Origin of the sequence: Providencia sp. PROV174 (assembly GCF_028480685.1) — a bacterium.
GTDB classification, from domain to species: domain Bacteria; phylum Pseudomonadota; class Gammaproteobacteria; order Enterobacterales; family Enterobacteriaceae; genus Providencia; species Providencia rettgeri.
The window spans coordinates 15,953-32,961 of the sequence record NZ_JAMPOT010000021.1 but is presented as its reverse complement, the minus strand read 5'-3'; the positions used below and the strand labels follow the sequence as shown (position 1 = coordinate 32,961).

The 17,009-nt window shown below is 42.9% G+C and carries 16 protein-coding genes; 14 read left to right on the top strand and 2 right to left on the bottom strand.

Features of this window, described 5'->3' with window-relative positions; all coding sequences use genetic code 11:
* The first annotated feature begins 22 nt into the window (after positions 1-22).
* A complete protein-coding gene (locus PSE60_RS17090) occupies positions 23-922 on the top strand; it encodes a carboxylate/amino acid/amine transporter (RefSeq protein WP_272666219.1) in 900 nt (299 codons plus the stop codon).
* On the opposite strand, the gene metR is transcribed toward PSE60_RS17090, so the two are convergent.
* Positions 807-1,763, bottom strand: coding sequence for an HTH-type transcriptional regulator MetR (metR, locus tag PSE60_RS17085; RefSeq protein ID WP_210835804.1), 957 nt, complete (start codon positions 1,761-1,763; stop codon positions 807-809). The two genes, PSE60_RS17090 and metR, sit on opposite strands and share 116 nt — an antisense overlap.
* A gap of 108 nt (positions 1,764-1,871) precedes the next feature.
* Here metR and metE point away from each other — a divergent pair, with 108 nt between their 5' ends.
* Positions 1,872-4,145 (top strand): 5-methyltetrahydropteroyltriglutamate--homocysteine S-methyltransferase, encoded by a 2,274-nt coding sequence (metE, locus tag PSE60_RS17080; RefSeq protein ID WP_272666218.1) that lies wholly within the window; start codon positions 1,872-1,874, stop codon positions 4,143-4,145.
* A 215-nt stretch (positions 4,146-4,360) separates the two neighbouring features.
* On the opposite strand, the gene PSE60_RS17075 is transcribed toward metE, so the two are convergent.
* Entirely contained in the window at positions 4,361-4,750 is a 390-nt protein-coding gene (locus PSE60_RS17075; RefSeq protein WP_004914918.1) for a YidB family protein, read from the bottom strand.
* A gap of 382 nt (positions 4,751-5,132) precedes the next feature.
* Between PSE60_RS17075 and ltnD the strand changes: the two genes are divergently transcribed.
* The 12 genes from ltnD (at position 5,133) to ubiE (ending at position 17,009) form a co-directional block, all read left to right on the top strand.
* Positions 5,133-6,041: an L-threonate dehydrogenase gene (gene ltnD, locus PSE60_RS17070; protein WP_210835801.1), complete on the top strand. Its 909-nt coding sequence runs from the start codon at positions 5,133-5,135 to the stop codon at positions 6,039-6,041.
* Complete coding sequence (gene otnK, locus PSE60_RS17065; protein WP_272666217.1) at positions 6,038-7,315, top strand: 3-oxo-tetronate kinase; 1,278 nt, start codon at positions 6,038-6,040, stop codon at positions 7,313-7,315. The genes ltnD and otnK overlap by 4 nt, the downstream gene beginning before the upstream one ends.
* Positions 7,308-7,949 (top strand): 3-oxo-tetronate 4-phosphate decarboxylase, encoded by a 642-nt coding sequence (otnC, locus tag PSE60_RS17060; protein WP_109912576.1) that lies wholly within the window; start codon positions 7,308-7,310, stop codon positions 7,947-7,949. Before otnK ends, otnC begins: the two co-directional genes overlap by 8 nt.
* A gap of 10 nt (positions 7,950-7,959) precedes the next feature.
* Complete coding sequence (otnI, locus tag PSE60_RS17055) at positions 7,960-8,739, top strand: 2-oxo-tetronate isomerase (protein ID WP_272666216.1); 780 nt, start codon at positions 7,960-7,962, stop codon at positions 8,737-8,739.
* A gap of 12 nt (positions 8,740-8,751) precedes the next feature.
* Entirely contained in the window at positions 8,752-9,519 is a 768-nt protein-coding gene (locus tag PSE60_RS17050; RefSeq protein WP_004914906.1) for a DeoR/GlpR family DNA-binding transcription regulator, read from the top strand.
* A 63-nt stretch (positions 9,520-9,582) separates the two neighbouring features.
* On the top strand, positions 9,583-10,542 hold the full coding sequence (gene denD, locus PSE60_RS17045) for a D-erythronate dehydrogenase (protein ID WP_272666215.1): 960 nt from the start codon (positions 9,583-9,585) through the stop codon (positions 10,540-10,542).
* A gap of 10 nt (positions 10,543-10,552) precedes the next feature.
* Positions 10,553-11,929 carry a GntP family permease gene (locus PSE60_RS17040; protein WP_004914902.1) on the top strand — a complete coding sequence of 459 codons (1,377 nt, stop codon included), beginning with the start codon at positions 10,553-10,555 and terminating at the stop codon, positions 11,927-11,929.
* Positions 11,930-12,218: 289 nt separating this feature from the next.
* Positions 12,219-12,977, top strand: coding sequence for a uridine phosphorylase (gene udp, locus PSE60_RS17035; RefSeq protein WP_004914901.1), 759 nt, complete (start codon positions 12,219-12,221; stop codon positions 12,975-12,977).
* Between the two features lie 274 nt (positions 12,978-13,251).
* Positions 13,252-14,034: a tyrosine-protein phosphatase gene (locus PSE60_RS17030; protein WP_272666214.1), complete on the top strand. Its 783-nt coding sequence runs from the start codon at positions 13,252-13,254 to the stop codon at positions 14,032-14,034.
* Between the two features lie 150 nt (positions 14,035-14,184).
* Positions 14,185-14,715, top strand: a complete 531-nt coding sequence (locus tag PSE60_RS17025) for a DedA family protein (RefSeq protein WP_004914898.1) — start codon at positions 14,185-14,187, stop codon at positions 14,713-14,715.
* Between the two features lie 107 nt (positions 14,716-14,822).
* The gene (gene rmuC / locus PSE60_RS17020; RefSeq protein ID WP_272666213.1) at positions 14,823-16,178 is read left to right on the top strand and encodes a DNA recombination protein RmuC; all 1,356 of its coding nucleotides are present in this window, start codon (positions 14,823-14,825) and stop codon (positions 16,176-16,178) included.
* Between the two features lie 75 nt (positions 16,179-16,253).
* On the top strand, positions 16,254-17,009 hold the full coding sequence (gene ubiE / locus PSE60_RS17015; RefSeq protein WP_047756010.1) for a bifunctional demethylmenaquinone methyltransferase/2-methoxy-6-polyprenyl-1,4-benzoquinol methylase UbiE: 756 nt from the start codon (positions 16,254-16,256) through the stop codon (positions 17,007-17,009).

Genomic DNA, 17,009 nt, shown 5'->3' with positions numbered 1-17,009 from the left:
GTTTGGGGCGAAATACAGCATTATGTGGTTACTTGTTATCACGACGCTGCTTTGGGCAGCGTCGTTTAGTCTTATCGGCGAATACCTTGCAGGCCAAGTAGATAGTTGGTTTTCAGTACTTGTACGGGTGGCACTAGCTTCGCTCGTTTTTTTACCTTTCCTACGTTGGCGCCAGTTTAGCGCTAAAGTGATTGCACTCTATATGCTAGTGGGCGCTTGCCAACTTGGCATCATGTACTTATTTGTATTCCATGCTTATCAATACCTTACTGTTGCCGAATTTTTGCTTTTTACGGTATTAACACCACTATATGTCACGTTAATTTATGATTTACTAGAACGGCAAAAGCTGCGTAAAGGCTATTTGTTTAGCTCTCTATTGGCGGTCATTGGCGCGGCAATTATTCGCTATGACCACTTGAGCGAATCTTTTTGGTTAGGTTTGCTTTTTGTGCAGCTAGCAAATATCTTTTTTGCGATTGGGCAGGTGGGGTATAAACGTTTGATGGAGGTGCATCCGATCCCTCAACATCAGGCTTTCTCATGGTTTTACCTTGGTGCAACGTTAATTGCATTACTTGGGTGGTTGCTATTTGGTAATAAATCGATGATGCCGACAACAACTCTCCAGTGGGGTGTCTTACTCTGGTTGGGGATTGCAGCTTCAGGCATTGGCTACTTTATGTGGAACTATGGCGCAACCAAAGTTGATGCTGGAACCCTTGCTATTATGAATAACATGATGGTCCCAGCGGGGTTATTAGTTAATTTTGCTATCTGGCAACAACATCCGGATTGGCTGAGTTTTACCATAGGATCGAGCCTAATAGTTGCTTCTCTTTGGGTGCATAAGCGTTGGATCCTTTCGCGGCCTTCACATAAGACAAGTTCTCCACAGCGTGATCAGTCGTCGTCTCAGTAAACGCCTCAATAGCTGGCTGGTGCTGCTCTCCTTCACGGCAAGCTGCATACAGCCGGCTCCATAAACCGCTACCCAAGGTTTTGGTTTTAATCAACCCTTGCTTTTCAAATGAATCAACCGCCCAGTGAGGCAGTGCGGCAATACCCATTTTAGCTGCGACCATTTGAATTAAAATTAATGTGTTATCAACATTTTTTACGTTAGGTGACACGCCTGCAGGTTGCAAAAAATGGCGCCAAACATCGAAGCGATCCCGTTGTACTGGGTAGATAAGCAACGTTTCATCTGCCAAATCATGGGGCTCAATATGCGGTCTTTTGGCTAACGGATGGTCATTCGCCACAATCAATTTTACTTCATAATCAAACATTGGCGTATAGTGGATGCCTTGATCTGGCAAAATGTCAGAGGTCATCACGATATCCAATTCCCTTGAAAGTAATTCAGGCTGTGGGTCGAACGTCACCCCAGATTTAAAATCGACGCTAACTTGAGGCCAAGTTTGCCTGAATTGCTGTAATGCAGGGGTCAACCACTGAATGCAGCTATGGCATTCAATAGCGATGCGTAACGCACAAACCCCAGGCTCATTACATACTCGAATGGCATCTTTCACTAATGGCAGGACTTGTTGTGCTAATTGTAATAAGACTTCCCCTTGTGGCGTAAAGCGCAATGGTTGGCTTTTACGAACAAATAACCGGAAACCTAGCCGATGCTCTAAATCACTAAATTGGTGTGATAAAGCAGACTGTGTCTGGTGCAAGTGTGTTGCTGTTGCCGCTAATGAACCGTATTGGCTGAGCGCTTGCAATGTTTTTAGATGTTTTAATTCGATCATGAGAAACCTTCACGGTGACAATGAATAATTTGCGCTTGTGCTTTATACAGTACCTGTTGATTATGGATGTGTAAACATCTAGACGGCTAAATATTTTAAGGGGTCAATATGTCTGTTATAAATCATACACTTGGATTTCCACGTGTCGGTCTAAAAAGAGAGCTCAAACGTGCACAAGAAGATTATTGGGCAGGTAAAATTGATCAGACCACACTATTAGAAACCGGTTATCAGTTACGTGTGCGCCATTGGCAGCAACAAAAAAATGCGGGCGTTGAGCTATTACCCGTTGGTGATTTCGCTTGGTATGACCAAGTGCTGACAACCAGTTTGCTATTGGGCAATGTGCCGCCACGCCATCAAAATGAAGATGGTTCGATTGATTTAGATACCTTATTTCGTGTTGCTCGCGGTCGCGCACCAACGGGCAAACCTGCTCCAGCAGGCGAGATGACTAAGTGGTTTAATACTAACTACCACTACATCGTGCCTGAATTTCAAAAAGGGCAACAATTTTCCCTGTCTTGGACACAGCTGTTTGATGAAGTCGATGAGGCATTAGCATTAGGCCATAATGTGAAACCGGTTATCATTGGTCCTATTACTTACCTTTGGTTAGGTAAAGTGAAAGGTGAACCGTTTGATCGCTTATCATTATTGAATGAATTATTGCCTGTATATCAGGAGATCCTGTCGCGTTTGGCAGAAAAAGGCCTTGAGTGGGTGCAAATTGATGAGCCTGCATTAGTGTTAGATTTACCAGAGCAATGGCAGCAAGCTTATCAGCAGGCTTACCAAGCGCTGTCAGGCCAAATCAAATTACTGCTAACCACTTATTTCGATGGAATTAGTCACCATGTAGACTTGATTAAGCAACTCCCTGTGCAAGGTCTACATGTCGATGTGGTTGCAGGCGCTGATGATATTGAAAAATTACACCAAATACTGCCAGCAGACTGGGTATTATCACTAGGAATTATTAATGGTCGTAACGTATGGAAGGCTGACTTAGGGGAAAAATTCTTACAGGTGAAGCCGCTCTTAGGCCTGCGTGATATATGGGTAGGAACGTCATGTTCATTACTGCACAGCCCAATTGACTTAAATGATGAGGCACGTTTAGATGCTGAAGTGAAAAGCTGGTTTGCTTTCGCTATCCAAAAATGCGAAGAACTCGCTCTGTTAACAAAAGCATTAAATCAGCCAACAGACAGCCATATTGCTGAATTAGATACATACAGCGCACCTATTCGAGCGCGTAGAACATCAGCCCGTGTGAATAATGCTTCAGTGGCTCAGCGTTTGGCGGCAATCAGCGAAGGGGATACAGAACGTTATAGCCCCTATCCACAGCGAGCAGCACGCCAACGTCAACGCTTTAACTTACCATTATGGCCGACAACCACGATTGGCTCATTTCCTCAAACAAGTGAAATCAGAACATTACGTTTAGACTTCAAAAAAGGGAATGTGGATAAAACCTACTATCGCACCAATATTAGTGAGCATATTAAGCAAGCCATTAAAGAACAAGAAATTTTAGATATCGATGTTCTTGTACATGGTGAAGCCGAACGTAATGACATGGTGGAATACTTCGGTGAGCACTTTGATGGTTATGTATTTACCCAAAATGGTTGGGTGCAAAGTTATGGTTCACGTTGTGTAAAACCGCCGGTGATTATTGGTGATATTAGTCGCCCAGAAGCGATTACAGTAGAGTGGGCAAAATATGCTCAGTCTTTAACGGAAAAACCGGTCAAAGGGATGTTAACCGGCCCAGTCACTATTCTGTGTTGGTCATTCCCACGTGAAGATGTGAGCCGTGAAACGATTGCGAAACAAATTGCGCTAGCCTTGCGTGATGAAGTCGATGACTTACAAAAAGCGGGTATCGGTATTATTCAAATCGATGAGCCTGCACTGCGTGAAGGGTTACCATTGCGTCGAGACGAGTGGGCGGCTTACCTTAAATGGGCGGTTGATGCTTTCAAACTCAGTGCTGCGATTGCGGATGACGACACGCAAATTCACACCCATATGTGCTATTGCGAATTCAATGACATCATGGATTCCATTGCGGCATTGGATGCCGACGTGATCACGATTGAAACATCACGTTCAGATATGGATTTGTTAGATGCATTCGAAGATTTTGATTATCCAAATGAAATTGGTCCAGGAGTGTACGATATTCACTCACCAAATGTACCGAATGTGGAATGGATTGTTGCGCTATTAAGAAAGGCAGCGAAGCGTGTTCCGGTTGAGCGCTTATGGGTAAACCCAGATTGTGGCTTGAAAACTCGCGGCTGGCCAGAAACTCGCCAAGCATTAGCCAACATGGTTGAGGCAGCGAAACAGCTTAGAAATGAGCAGTAAAATGGCGACTAGTTAGTGTGTCAAAAAGGCAGGGAAACCAGCCTGAGGTTGTTGACAAAGCGGGAGAAAAGCGTGGTTTTTCCCGCTTTGTGTTATCAGCCGAAAATCAATAAATTGATTTTCCTCGTTTATTTTCAAAACCTATTCGACTTGCCGCCAAACATAATATGTTTGTCAGCAGTCTGAGGCAGGGAAACCTGCCTTTTTAGAAAATATTAACCAAATAATTTGGATTTTAGTAAGTTCATACCGATAGAAGCTAAATCGAGGTTTTCTGGAACTTCACCATTTGGTGTGGCGCTGTCAACTAACTGAGGAAGATATTTAGCAATCATTTCTGAGGTTGCTTGAGGTTCTAAGCCTACCTGTTGAGCCAATTCTTGGATATTAGCATTTCCAAAAACTTGCATTAATTGGCTGGCATCGATAGGTAAATTATTCCCTTCACTGATCCACGAGGCAATAACACCACCTAAGCCTTGTTCATTAAATTTTTCGATAACACCTTGAAGGCCACCTTGATTCTCAACCCAGTTTATTACTGATTGAAACTGTTGCATTTTATCGCCTGCAACCATACCCATCATTTGCTCAAACAACCCCATGTTATCTCCTAGGCAATCCGCCAATTTATGCTCTCATTCATAGTATGGAGCATTATTCAAAAAATTGTAGTCGGCTATTTTCAGCAATTTAAGTTTTAGGTCAATAGAAATGATGCATTGAATATAGCCCAGTAGAAAAACCACGGTTTATCATTTGTGAATTAAACGTGAATAAACATAATATGCATCACATTTTTTATCACATCATCCTGTGAACGTGTGTTTAAGGTGAGCTTTCTTTTATTTTGTTTTAATTCAGTTGTTTAGGTTTAATTTGTTGGTTTTTTATATTATCTCAAATGTGATATTAGTCATGTGTTTGTGAATTTTATTGTGTAAAAATTCACAACAGTCACGAAGATTAACAACATCAGGGGTCATTATGGGAAATTTCGTTAATAAAATTGGCGTGATTGGCCTAGGTTCTATGGGGATGGGGATCGCACAATCTCTTATAAAAAATAACATTCCTACCTATGGATTTGATTTAAACCAAGATGCATGCAAAAGCCTATTTAATGCAGGAGCAATTGCAGTGGGGCAAAATGCAGCGGAATTTGCCCATGAAATTGACGCTTTGTTGCTGGTGGTGGTTAATGGTCGTCAAGTTGAAGCCATTTTGTTTTCGGGTGAACAGCCTCTGGCTGAACAACTACGTCCCGGTACAATTATAGTGTTGCATAGCACACTCTCCGCGGAGCAAACCAAAAACATCGCTCAGCGCCTTGCCTTATATCAATTACCCCTTGTGGATGCGCCTATTTCAGGGGGGGCAATTAAAGCTGCTGAAGGAAAATTGACCGTAATGGCCTCAGGAGAGCCAGCTTTATTTGAGCAACTTTCACCTGTATTTGACGCTATTTCTGAGCGCCTATACCGCGTAGGGAATGAAGTTGGCTTAGGTTCAACCGTCAAAACGATTCACCAGTTATTAGCTGGGGTACATATTGCTGTTGCGGCAGAAAGTATGGCTTTAGCCGCCAAAGCGGGTATTGAGCTTGACGTGATGTACGACATTGTCACGCATGCAGCTGGAAATTCATGGATGTTTGAAAACCGAATGCAACATGTCTTAGACGGTGATTATACGCCAAAATCTTCAGTAGATATTTTTGTCAAAGATTTAGGGCTAGTGATGGAAACAGGAAAAGCATTAAATTTCCCATTACCACTTGCTTCAACAGCTCATCAAATGTTTATTTCAGCGAGCAATGAAGGCTTAGGTCAACAGGATGACAGCGCGGTGATCAAAACATTTAAAGGTATTACTTTACCGGAGAAAAAAGCATGACAGTGAAGTTAGGCGTAATAGCAGATGATTTTACCGGTGCGACAGATATTGCAGGCTTTATGGTGCAAAACGGTTGGAAGGTTGTTCAGTTATTGAATGAACCCGATGAGAGCACACCAGTACCACAAGATGTTGATGCAATAGTGATCAGTTTAAAAAGCCGCTCTTGTCCTGTCGATGAAGCCGTCAGTGCATCGACCAATGCATGTAATTGGCTGAAACAAAAAGCGCATTGCCAGCAAATTTTCTTTAAATATTGCTCGACGTTTGATTCAACCGAAAAAGGCAATATTGGCCCCGTTACAGATGCATTAATGGCACAACTGGGCACAAACTTAGCATTAGTTTGCCCCGCGCTACCCGTTAACGGTAGAACGGTGATTCATGGACATTTATTTGTGAATGGCCAGCTACTTAATGAAAGTGGTATGCAGCATCATCCTGTAACGCCAATGACCGACGCAAATTTATTGCGTGTGATGGAAAAACAATCAAAAGGTCAAGCCGGTCTAATCAAACTTGAAGATATTCAAAAAGGCAGTGACGTTGTTAGCCAAAAACTGACCGAGTTAGCCCAACAAGGTGTGAGTTACGCGGTTGTTGATAGCTTAACAATGGATGATTTGCTCCCTATCGCACAAGCGGTTAAAGCGATGCCATTGTTGACAGGGGGGTCCGGTCTCGGTGCTGCACTGGCCAATGTGGATAGCCAATGTCCATGGGGCGGTACAACGCAACGAGGTGAAAAGCCAACAGGTAAAAACAGAAAAACAGTTATTTTATCGGGAAGTTGCTCGGTAATGACTAACAAACAAGTTCAGGCTTATCAGCAAGTTGCTCCTGCAAAAATGTTGGATGTGGGTGAGTGTTTAAATAACCCTGAGTATGCCAAAACATTGGCAGATTGGGTGCAAGCACAGCAACTAACGGGTTTGGCGCCAATGCTTTATGCCACTCAATCACCTGAATTACTGAAAAAAACACAAGAGAAATACGGTGCTGCGGAGTCGAGTTTCGCGGTTGAGAAGGTATTTGGTGAGGTCGTCGCGCTGTTGCAAGCGAAAGGGTATGACACCTTTATTATTGCTGGTGGTGAAACCTCCGGAAAAGTGGTTCAAAGCCTTGGGACAGAACAATTAAGTATTGGCTCACCAATCGCCCCAGGTGTGCCATGGGTACAGGACTTAGCAAGCGGTAACTGGTTAGCGTTGAAATCAGGTAATTTCGGCCAAGAAAATTTCTTCCAGTTTGCACAGGAGATGTTTAATGAGTGATGAAAAGGCGCTGCGCCAAGAGTTAGTCGATTGGGCTAAATCAATGTTTAACCGTGGTTACAGCAGCGGTGGTGCAGGAAATATTAGTGCTCGGTTACCTGATGGTTCGATTATTGTGACACCGACAAATTCCAGTTTTGGTGATTTAGACCCTAGCAAACTGAGTAAACTCGATGCACAAGGAAATTGGATTGGGGGAGATAAACCGACAAAAGAAGTTTCTATGCATATGGCGATGTATTTGCAACGCCCTGATTGCCAAGCGGTTGTTCATCTTCACTCACCTTGGTTAACGGCGTTGTCTTGCTTGCCGGGGTTAGATACAAAAAATTGTTTACCTCCAATCACACCTTATTATGTGATGCGAGTGGGGAAACTGCCATTGATTGAATACTTGCCACCGGGGGATGACCGAATTGGTGAGGAAATTGCAAAATTAGCACCGACACATAATGCGGTATTGCTATCGAATCATGGTCCGGTCGTGGGTGGTAAAACGTTAAGACAAGCGTTCTTCAATGCAGAAGAGTTAGAAGATACTGCTCGTTTATATATCACATTACGCCCACATGGCTTTACAACATTAACGCAAGAGCAAGTTGAACAGCTCGAAAGTCGTTATCCACAAAAGTAGCGAGGCGAAAATGGCTAAATTTGCTGCAAATTTAAGCATGATGTTTACCGAAGTGCCTTTTATACAGCGCTTTGAACGTGCTGCAAATGCGGGGTTTAACGGTGTTGAATATCTCTTCCCTTATGAAGAAGATGCCAATGTTATTGCGGGTGAACTGAGTAAATACCATTTAACACAGGCCCTGTTTAATATGCCTGCGGGAAATTGGGCTCTGGGGGAGCGCGGTATGGCGTCGATCCCAGGTCGTGAGAGCGAATTTGCCGAGGGCGTACAAACTGCATTGAAATACGCAAAAGCATTAGGCTGTAAACAAGTTCATGCGATGGCGGGGAAAGTGAATGAAAATTATACACTTGAACAGCAAACCGCGTGCTATATCAAAAATATTCAATATGCGGCAGATGTGATGGCTGAGCACGGTATTCGTGTGCTTATCGAACCCATCAATACCCGCGATATGCCTGGGTATTTTTTGACGACGCAAAAACAAGCGGAAGCATTACTGCCTGAAATTAATCGTGAAAATGTATTTATCCAGTTGGATTTATATCACTGCCAAATTATGGAAGGTGATTTATTGAAAACAATTGAACGTTTATGGGGTAAATTTAGTCACATTCAGATAGCGTCAGTCCCATATCGTCATGAACCGGATAGCGGTGAAGTCAATTACCCATGGATTTTTAAGCAGTTGGATGAAATGGGGTATGAAGGTTGGTTAGGATGTGAATACCATCCTGCAGGCCGCACCGAAGATGGATTAGGCTGGCTTAAACAAGCAAATTCATAATTAGGAGAACCTATGCTCCCTTCTGAGCGTCGTGATTTTATTTACCGTTACGTGCATGAACATCAAACCGTATCGATCAGTGATTTGGTTGAGCTAATGAATGTCTCTCATATGACAGTACGACGTGATATTCGGATGTTAGAAGAAGAAGGGAAGGTGCTCAGTATCAGTGGTGGCGTTAAGTTAAATGATGTGTTGCGCCAAGAGCTACCTTGGAGTGAAAAGGCGCGGTTGCATCATCGCCATAAGCGTGAAATTGGTCAGTTTGCCAGCTCATTAGTTGAAGATGGGCAAGTAGTGTATCTCGATGCAGGAACCACCACCTTTGAGATAGCGCGCGTACTCGGTGAGCGTTTTAACTTAACGATTGTCACTAATGATTTTTCGATTATGCAGTACTTAATGAATAAATCGCAGCTAAACCTATACCACACCGGGGGATTGGTGGATAAACGTAACCATTCTAGTGTAGGAAATACGGCTGCGATGATGCTGAAAACGCTCAATGTTGATATTGCTTTTATCAGCACCAGTTCATGGGATTTACAGCACGGGGTTTCTACCCCACATGAAGAAAAAGTTCAGATAAAACAAACGCTATTGGATGTTGCCCGTCGCTGTGTATTGGTTTCAGACAGTAGCAAATTCGGCAAATATGGCATGTTTCGTGTTTGCCCATTGAATCAATTGCACGACATCATCTGTGATGACCAGTTGCCAGCTGATGTGGTGCAGCGGATAACAGAACAAAACATAAAACTTCATTTAATCAAGACATAAAACATAAATAATCTTACCTAAAACTGCATAGCCAGCAAAAAGGCTATAGCAAGGAGAATTACAATGAAAGTTATTATTACTGGTGGCGCAGGCTTTCTGGGCCAGCAGCTAGCCGCTGCTTTGCTTAAAAATAGCCAGGGTTTAAAATTTGACCACCTTGTTTTAGCCGATATTCAATGCCCTACATCACCAGTTGAAGATGCCAGAGTCAGTTGCGTTGCGCTAGATTTAACGCAAGCAGGCGCGGCCGATAAACTGATCGATGCACAAACTGACGTGGTTTTCCACCTTGCCGCTATCGTAAGTAGCCACGCTGAAAGTGACTTTGACTTGGGCATGAAGGTTAACTTCGAAGCTACTCGCCAATTATTGGAAGTTGCTCGTGCCAAGAACCCAGCAATCAAATTTATGTTTACCAGTTCTCTTGCCGTGTTTGGTGGTGAGCTACCGGATGTCATCACAGACTTGTGTGTCGTTAACCCACAATCGTCCTATGGTGCTCAAAAAGCAATGTGTGAACTGATGGTCAATGACTATTCACGCAAAGGCTTTGTTGATGGTCGGGTGATGCGTTTGCCAACCATCAGTATTCGTCCTGGTGTACCCAATAAAGCGGCATCTTCATTCGCAAGCGGCATTATTCGTGAACCATTAAATGGGGTTGAAAGTGTTTGCCCTGTCTCCCCTGACCTTGCGCTATGGTTATCCAGCCCTGAAACCGTGATTAACAACTTTATTCATGCGGTCAGTATCCCAGCTGAGAAATTTGGTAAATCTCGCACTGTGAACCTGCCAGGTATTACGGTTACTGTTCAAGGCATGATTGATGCTCTGCGTGATGTTGCAGGCCAAGAAGCGGTGGATCTTATTCGTTTTGAACCTGATGAAGGCATTAACCGCATTGTGGCGAGCTGGCCGGGTAAATTTGATATCAGCCGTGCATTGGATCTCGGTTTCCGTGCAGATGGCTCGTTTGATGATGCGATCCGTTCGTTTATCACTCACCACGGCTCGTCTAAGTAGGAGATAGCCTATGTCCTATATTCCTGTTATTGGCCTCGCAGTGGCCATATTTGTCCTGATCTTTTTAGTATTACGCACGCGTGTTCATGCGTTATTAGCCATGCTAATTGCTGCGGCAATCGCGGGTGTATCTGGTGGTTTGACCGCCGCAGAGACAGTGACAGTCATTACAAAAGGCTTTGGGTCAACACTTGGTAGCATCGGTATTGTTATCGGACTCGGGGTAATGATGGGAAGGGTGCTGGAAGTTTCAGGTGCTGCTGAACAAATCGCTTATAGCTTTATCAAATGGTTAGGTAAAAAACGTGAAGAATGGGCGTTAGCGATTACGGGTTATATTGTTAGTATTCCTATCTTTGTTGACTCTGCTTTTGTGATTTTATACCCATTGGCAAAAGCATTAGCCAAAAATGGTAAACGTAGCATACTAACTTTAGGCGTTGCACTCGCTGGTGGGTTAGTGGTGACACACCACACCGTTCCACCAACACCAGGGCCTTTAGGCGTGGCAGGGATTTTTGGTGTCGATGTTGGCGCCATGATCCTAGCGGGTATGAGCCTGGCTATCCCTTGTGTTATCGGTATTGTGTTTTACGCAAAATGGTTAGGGACTAAGTACCCTGAATTTATGCCAGATGAAACGGGCAGCGAAGACCTGAAAGAAGTTCACGCTCGTTATATGGAAGAAAAAGCGAATAAGCCATTACCAAGCCTGTTCTTATCGCTTTTACCGATTATTACACCTATTTTGTTGATTTTTATCAATGCTATCAATGGATTAATTCTCAAAACAGAATCTTTCCAAGGTATGGAAAGTAATTGGTATTTCCAAACATTTGAATTCTTAGGCGCACCAATTATTGCATTATCAATTAGTGTGTTGATCTCTGTTTACACATTAATGCCAAAAGCAACAAAAGAAGAAGTCATCGACCGTATGGAAGAAGGCTTACAAGCAGCGGGTATTATCCTGCTAGTTACGGGTGCGGGTGGTGCATTAGGTGCGGTACTGCGTGATAGTGGCACAGGAAATATTCTTGCTGAACATGTTGCAAATCTGCCGATTACACCAGTATTGATTCCGTTTATCATCGCGACATTGGTTCGTTTGATTCAAGGTTCGGGTACGGTAGCAATGATTACCGCAGCATCTATTTCTGCACCAATCATTAGCCAAATACCGGATATTAACTTATTGGTCGCTGCGCAAGCGGCAACCATGGGGTCTCTGTTCTTCGGTTACTTCAACGACAGCCTGTACTGGGTGGTGAACAGAATGATGGGAATTAAGGACGTTAAACAACAAATGATTGTTTGGTCTATTCCGACCACCATTGCGTGGGCGATAGGCTTAGTTGGTGTCCTCGTTCTTGATGTAATTCTCTAACATAGCGTTATCAGTTTTAGTTCTGCCAAATAATCAAAGCGCCCAGCAATTAAGGGCGCTTTTGTCGTTATGCCAAACTTTCATCTATACTGATGGCAATGGAATTCAAAGAGAAATAAAATCCATGAATTTATGTGATATATATCACCAAATTATGAAATCAATCTTTTATTGTTTTCATTAAAAGTGATGTTCATCACTAAAAAAATATCGTTTTCTCGCTATATTACAAATAACGATTAATCAGTATTAACTGATTTAATGATGCCATTGTGTAAAGGAGTTTGAAATGTCTGACGTTTTCCACTTAGGTTTAAAGAAAAGTGACTTACAGGGTGCGACCGTAGCGATTGTTCCTGGGGATCCTAACCGTGTTGAAAAAATTGCACGTCTGATGGATAACCCTGTGCACCTTGCGTCATTACGTGAATACACCTCTTGGCGTGGTGAGCTTGACGGAAAAGCTGTCATTGTTTGTTCAACCGGTATCGGTGGTCCATCAACGTCAATTGCAGTTGAAGAACTTGCACAGCTTGGTATCCGTACTTTCTTACGTATTGGTACAACAGGTGCAATCCAAGAAGATATCAATGTCGGTGATGTTCTGGTGACAACTGGGGCAGTGCGCCTAGACGGTGCTAGTCAACACTTCGCACCATTAGAATACCCAGCTGTTGCTGATTTTGACTGTACTAATGCGCTTTATGCCGCAGCGAAAGATGCCGGTGCGACCGTTCATGTTGGTGTTACTGCATCATCTGATACCTTCTACCCAGGTCAAGAGCGTTATGATACCTATACTGGCCGTGTGATGCGTCATTTCAGAGGTTCGATGAAAGAGTGGCAAGACATGGGCGTAATGAACTACGAAATGGAATCAGCCACATTGCTGACTATGTGTTCTAGCAGTAAAGGATTACGTGCTGGTATGGTTGCGGGTGTTATCGTGAATCGTACCCAACAAGAAATTCCAAATGAAGCGTTACTGAAGAAAACTGAAGGTAACGTATTAAGTATTGTGGTTGAAGCTGCACGCCGCTTACTGTAGTCCGTGATTTACTGGCCCGTTTACTTGACTTTCACTCGGTTGTGGACAAAAAGTAAGCGGGCTTAGTCCCTTTATCCACTTTTCATTTCTCTTTATTTCCTCGATAGATTTGGCAATTACTAATCAATTTACAGGAAATATTCTGATCCTCTTATTTGCTAGATCTGTTATTGTCATAAAAACAATTATCAATATTATGTGCCCTTAAATTATTCAGGTTACGTTTGTTTTATTGCTAACTTGAATGAAAGCTATAGGGCGAAAAGGAATTATTATGTCAACAACACCTTATCTTCATCCTTCTGTTCTGCCTTTGAAGGGCGGTATTAACTTCCGTGACCTCGGTGGTAAAAAACTTGCTAACGGTGGCAAAATCAAGCCCGGTGTCCTGTTTCGTTCCGGTGCGTTAGACCGATTAACACAGGAAGACGAAGCGGTTTTGCGTTCACAAAATCTTTTCCAAATCATTGACTATCGTGATGAGGCTGAAATCTTAGATAAGCCTGATGTCATTTGGCAAGGCGCGCATTATGTACATGCGCCAGCAAATCCGCTAGCCAAAGAAGTCACCGCAAATTTAGATAAATTAACGCCAGAGATATTGGAACAATTTGATCCGCAAGCCTTTATGTTCCGTTTATATGAATTGTTACCACTGAACAATCCTGCTTATCATCAATTAGTCAATTTACTCAAACAACCAGAAAAAGGTGGCATAGTACAACACTGTGCGGTAGGAAAAGACCGTACAGGAGTCGGGTCTGCGCTCGTGTTATTTGCTTTAGGTGCAGATTTAGACACCGTAATGGAAGATTACTTACTGACTAATGAAACACTCGCACCTTACCGCAAACACTTACTTGAAGAGCATGCAAAAACGATGGACGAAAGCATCGTGAAAAAATTCGAGTACGTCTATTCGGTACGTGAAGACTTCTTGAGAACAGCACTAAACAGTATTGAAAGCCAGTATGGCAATGTTGACCAATGGCTAGAAAAAGATTTTGGTTTAGGAAGGCAGCAACGAGAAGCACTGCAAAGCCAGTTTCTGGACTAAGTTGCTCTAACTGGAACATGAGTTGTCGGATAATCCGTTTTTCTTTATCCACAACTCGGTTTTTTCAAAGGTGTTTTGGCTTTGTTTAACGTTGATTTACCACTTTTTCGCTACAGTATTCTGATTATCCCCTAATGAAAGGAACTGACCGTGACACTCAATGAAATTGTCACCATAGTGACGGACTTTACACGCGAACACGAAGTATGGGCGCTTCCTATTATTTTCTTTCTGGCTTTTGGGGAATCTCTGGCATTTTTGTCGCTTCTGTTACCTGCAACGGTTATTTTACTCGCGCTCGGTGCTTTGATTGGTGAAAGTAATATTACTTTCTGGCCAATATGGCTAGCAGCAGCACTTGGTGCTTTCTTTGGGGACTGGCTTTCTTATTGGTTTGGCTATCATTACAAAGAAAATGTACGCCATATGTGGCCGATTTCTCGTAACCCGCAAATGATTGATAAAGGGCAACGTTTCTTTGACCGATGGGGTATTTGGGGCATTTTCTTTGGGCGCTTCTTCGGGCCTTTGCGAGCCATTGTTCCCTTGGTTGCAGGGATTTGCGCCATGCCACAACGGCATTTCCAGCTCGCTAATATCGCTTCTGCGATGATTTGGGCATTTGGTATTCTAGCGCCTGGAGCATTAGGCTTGAAATGGTTTGCGAGCTGGATAGGCTAAGCTTGCGAAGCGCTTCGCAAAATTTTCTTCGATGGCGAAATTACCTCTGGACACTTATACAGTATCCCATTACCTTACACTAGACTTTGTAAAGTAAGGATTTAACCGTGGATACCTCTCTTTTATATGCTGTTATTGGTGCGTTGAGTGGCGTTTTAATTGGTGGCTTGGCAACGTGGTTCTCTATTGCCCAAAAAATTGCGCAAAAAGATCAAGAACTGCAACAACTCAACCGCCAACTTGCGGCAAGTGACGAAAAAAATATTCACCTTGCGCAATGGAAAGAAGAATACGACAGGCTAGATCAAGAACTGCGTACTCAAAGAGATATTAACCGAGAGCAAGAAGCAGAGCTTCGCGAGGTAATCACCCGTTTTGAACAGAACCAGCTAGCCAACGAAGAAAAACAGCGCATTTTACAAAACAGTGAACAACGGCTGACAGCACAATTTGAAAACTTAGCTAACCGTATTTTTGAACAAAATGAGCGTCGTGCATCTGAGCAACAACAGAAAAGCCTATTGGCGATGTTGTCACCTTTTCGCGAGCAATTAGAAGGCTTTCGTCAGCAAGTTCAACAAAGTTTTGGCGAGGAAGCCAAAGAGCGCCACACTTTAGCCTATGAAATTCGGCAATTACAGCAGCTCAATAATCAAATGACCAAAGAGGCAGTTAACCTGACACGAGCGCTGAAAGGGGATAACAAAATTCAAGGGAACTGGGGGGAAACCATTCTTACTCGGATCCTCGAAGTTTCAGGTTTACGTGAAGGAAGTGAATTTGAAACCCAAGTTAGTATCAATACAAGTTATAATAGCCGTTATCAACCGGATGTGATTATTCATCTTCCAGAAGGGAAAGATGTGGTTGTTGATGCAAAAATGTCGCTGGTTTCCTATGAACATTACTTCAATAGCGAAGATCCACATGAACAGCAACAAGCGTTAAAAAATCATGTGGCATCTATCCGTAATCACATGCGTATGTTGAGTCGTAAAGATTACCACCAGTTACCGGGAATTCGTTCACTGGATTACGTTTTAATGTTTATCCCTATTGAACCTGCGTATTTACTGGCTTTGAAAGAAGCTCCCGAGTTACTTGATGAAGGCATTAAACAGAATATTATGTTAGTTTGTCCTTCAACATTGTTAGTCGCAGTGAGAACGATTAATAATATTTGGCGGTATGAACGCCAAGGGCAAAATGCTCAGGAGATAGCAAATAGAGCAGCAAAAATGTATGACAAGCTGCGTTTGTTTGTGGATGATATGCAGGTTTTAGGCGCCAGTCTTGATAAAGCCAATAATACTTACCTATCGGCAATGAAGCGTCTTGCTCAAGGGCGTGGAAATTTAATTAGCCAGGCGGAAAGTTTTAAAGAGCTAGGAGTCGAAATTAAGCAACCTATCCCGCCTCAATTGGTTGAGCGGTCTGATACGCCTAATTGTGCGGAATCTTAGACTTCTGATAGGGTTTTGGCTCAAAGACTGTTACACTTCCTACAAAAGTTTGAATGATAAGCAGGCATAAGAGAAATGACTGAACCAACTAAAGAAACCATTGATTTCGGTTTCCGTACTGTCGGCAAAGAAGATAAAGCTGGCCTAGTAGCGAATGTTTTTCACTCAGTAGCATCAAAATATGACTTAATGAATGATTTGATGTCGTTTGGTATTCATCGTATTTGGAAGCGTTTTACCATTGAGGCAAGTGGTGTCCGTCGTAATCAGCGGGTACTTGACCTTGCGGGTGGAACGGGTGACTTAACCGCTAAATTTTCACGTTTAGTGGGCGAAAAAGGCGAAGTCATACTCGCAGACATTAATGATTCAATGCTAAAAATGGGGCGTGAGAAACTACGTGATCTTGGTATTGTTGGTAATGTTAATTACGTGCAAGCCAATGCGGAAGAGCTGCCATTCCCTGATAACTATTTTGATTGTATTACAATCTCTTTTGGCCTGCGTAATGTCACCGATAAAGACAAAGCGCTACGCTCTATGTTCCGAGTGTTGAAGCCAGGTGGGCGTTTATTGGTATTAGAGTTCTCAAAACCAGTTATTGAGCCACTGAATAAAGCTTATGATGCCTATTCATTCCATATACTCCCTCGTATTGGCCAAGCGATCGTTAATGATCCCGATAGCTATCGCTATTTAGCTGAATCAATCCGCATGCATCCAAACCAAGAAACACTAAAAGGTATGATGGAAAATGCAGGGTTTGAACAGGTTTCCTACACCAATATGACAGGTGGAATTGTCGCATTGCATAAAGGGTTTAAATTCTAA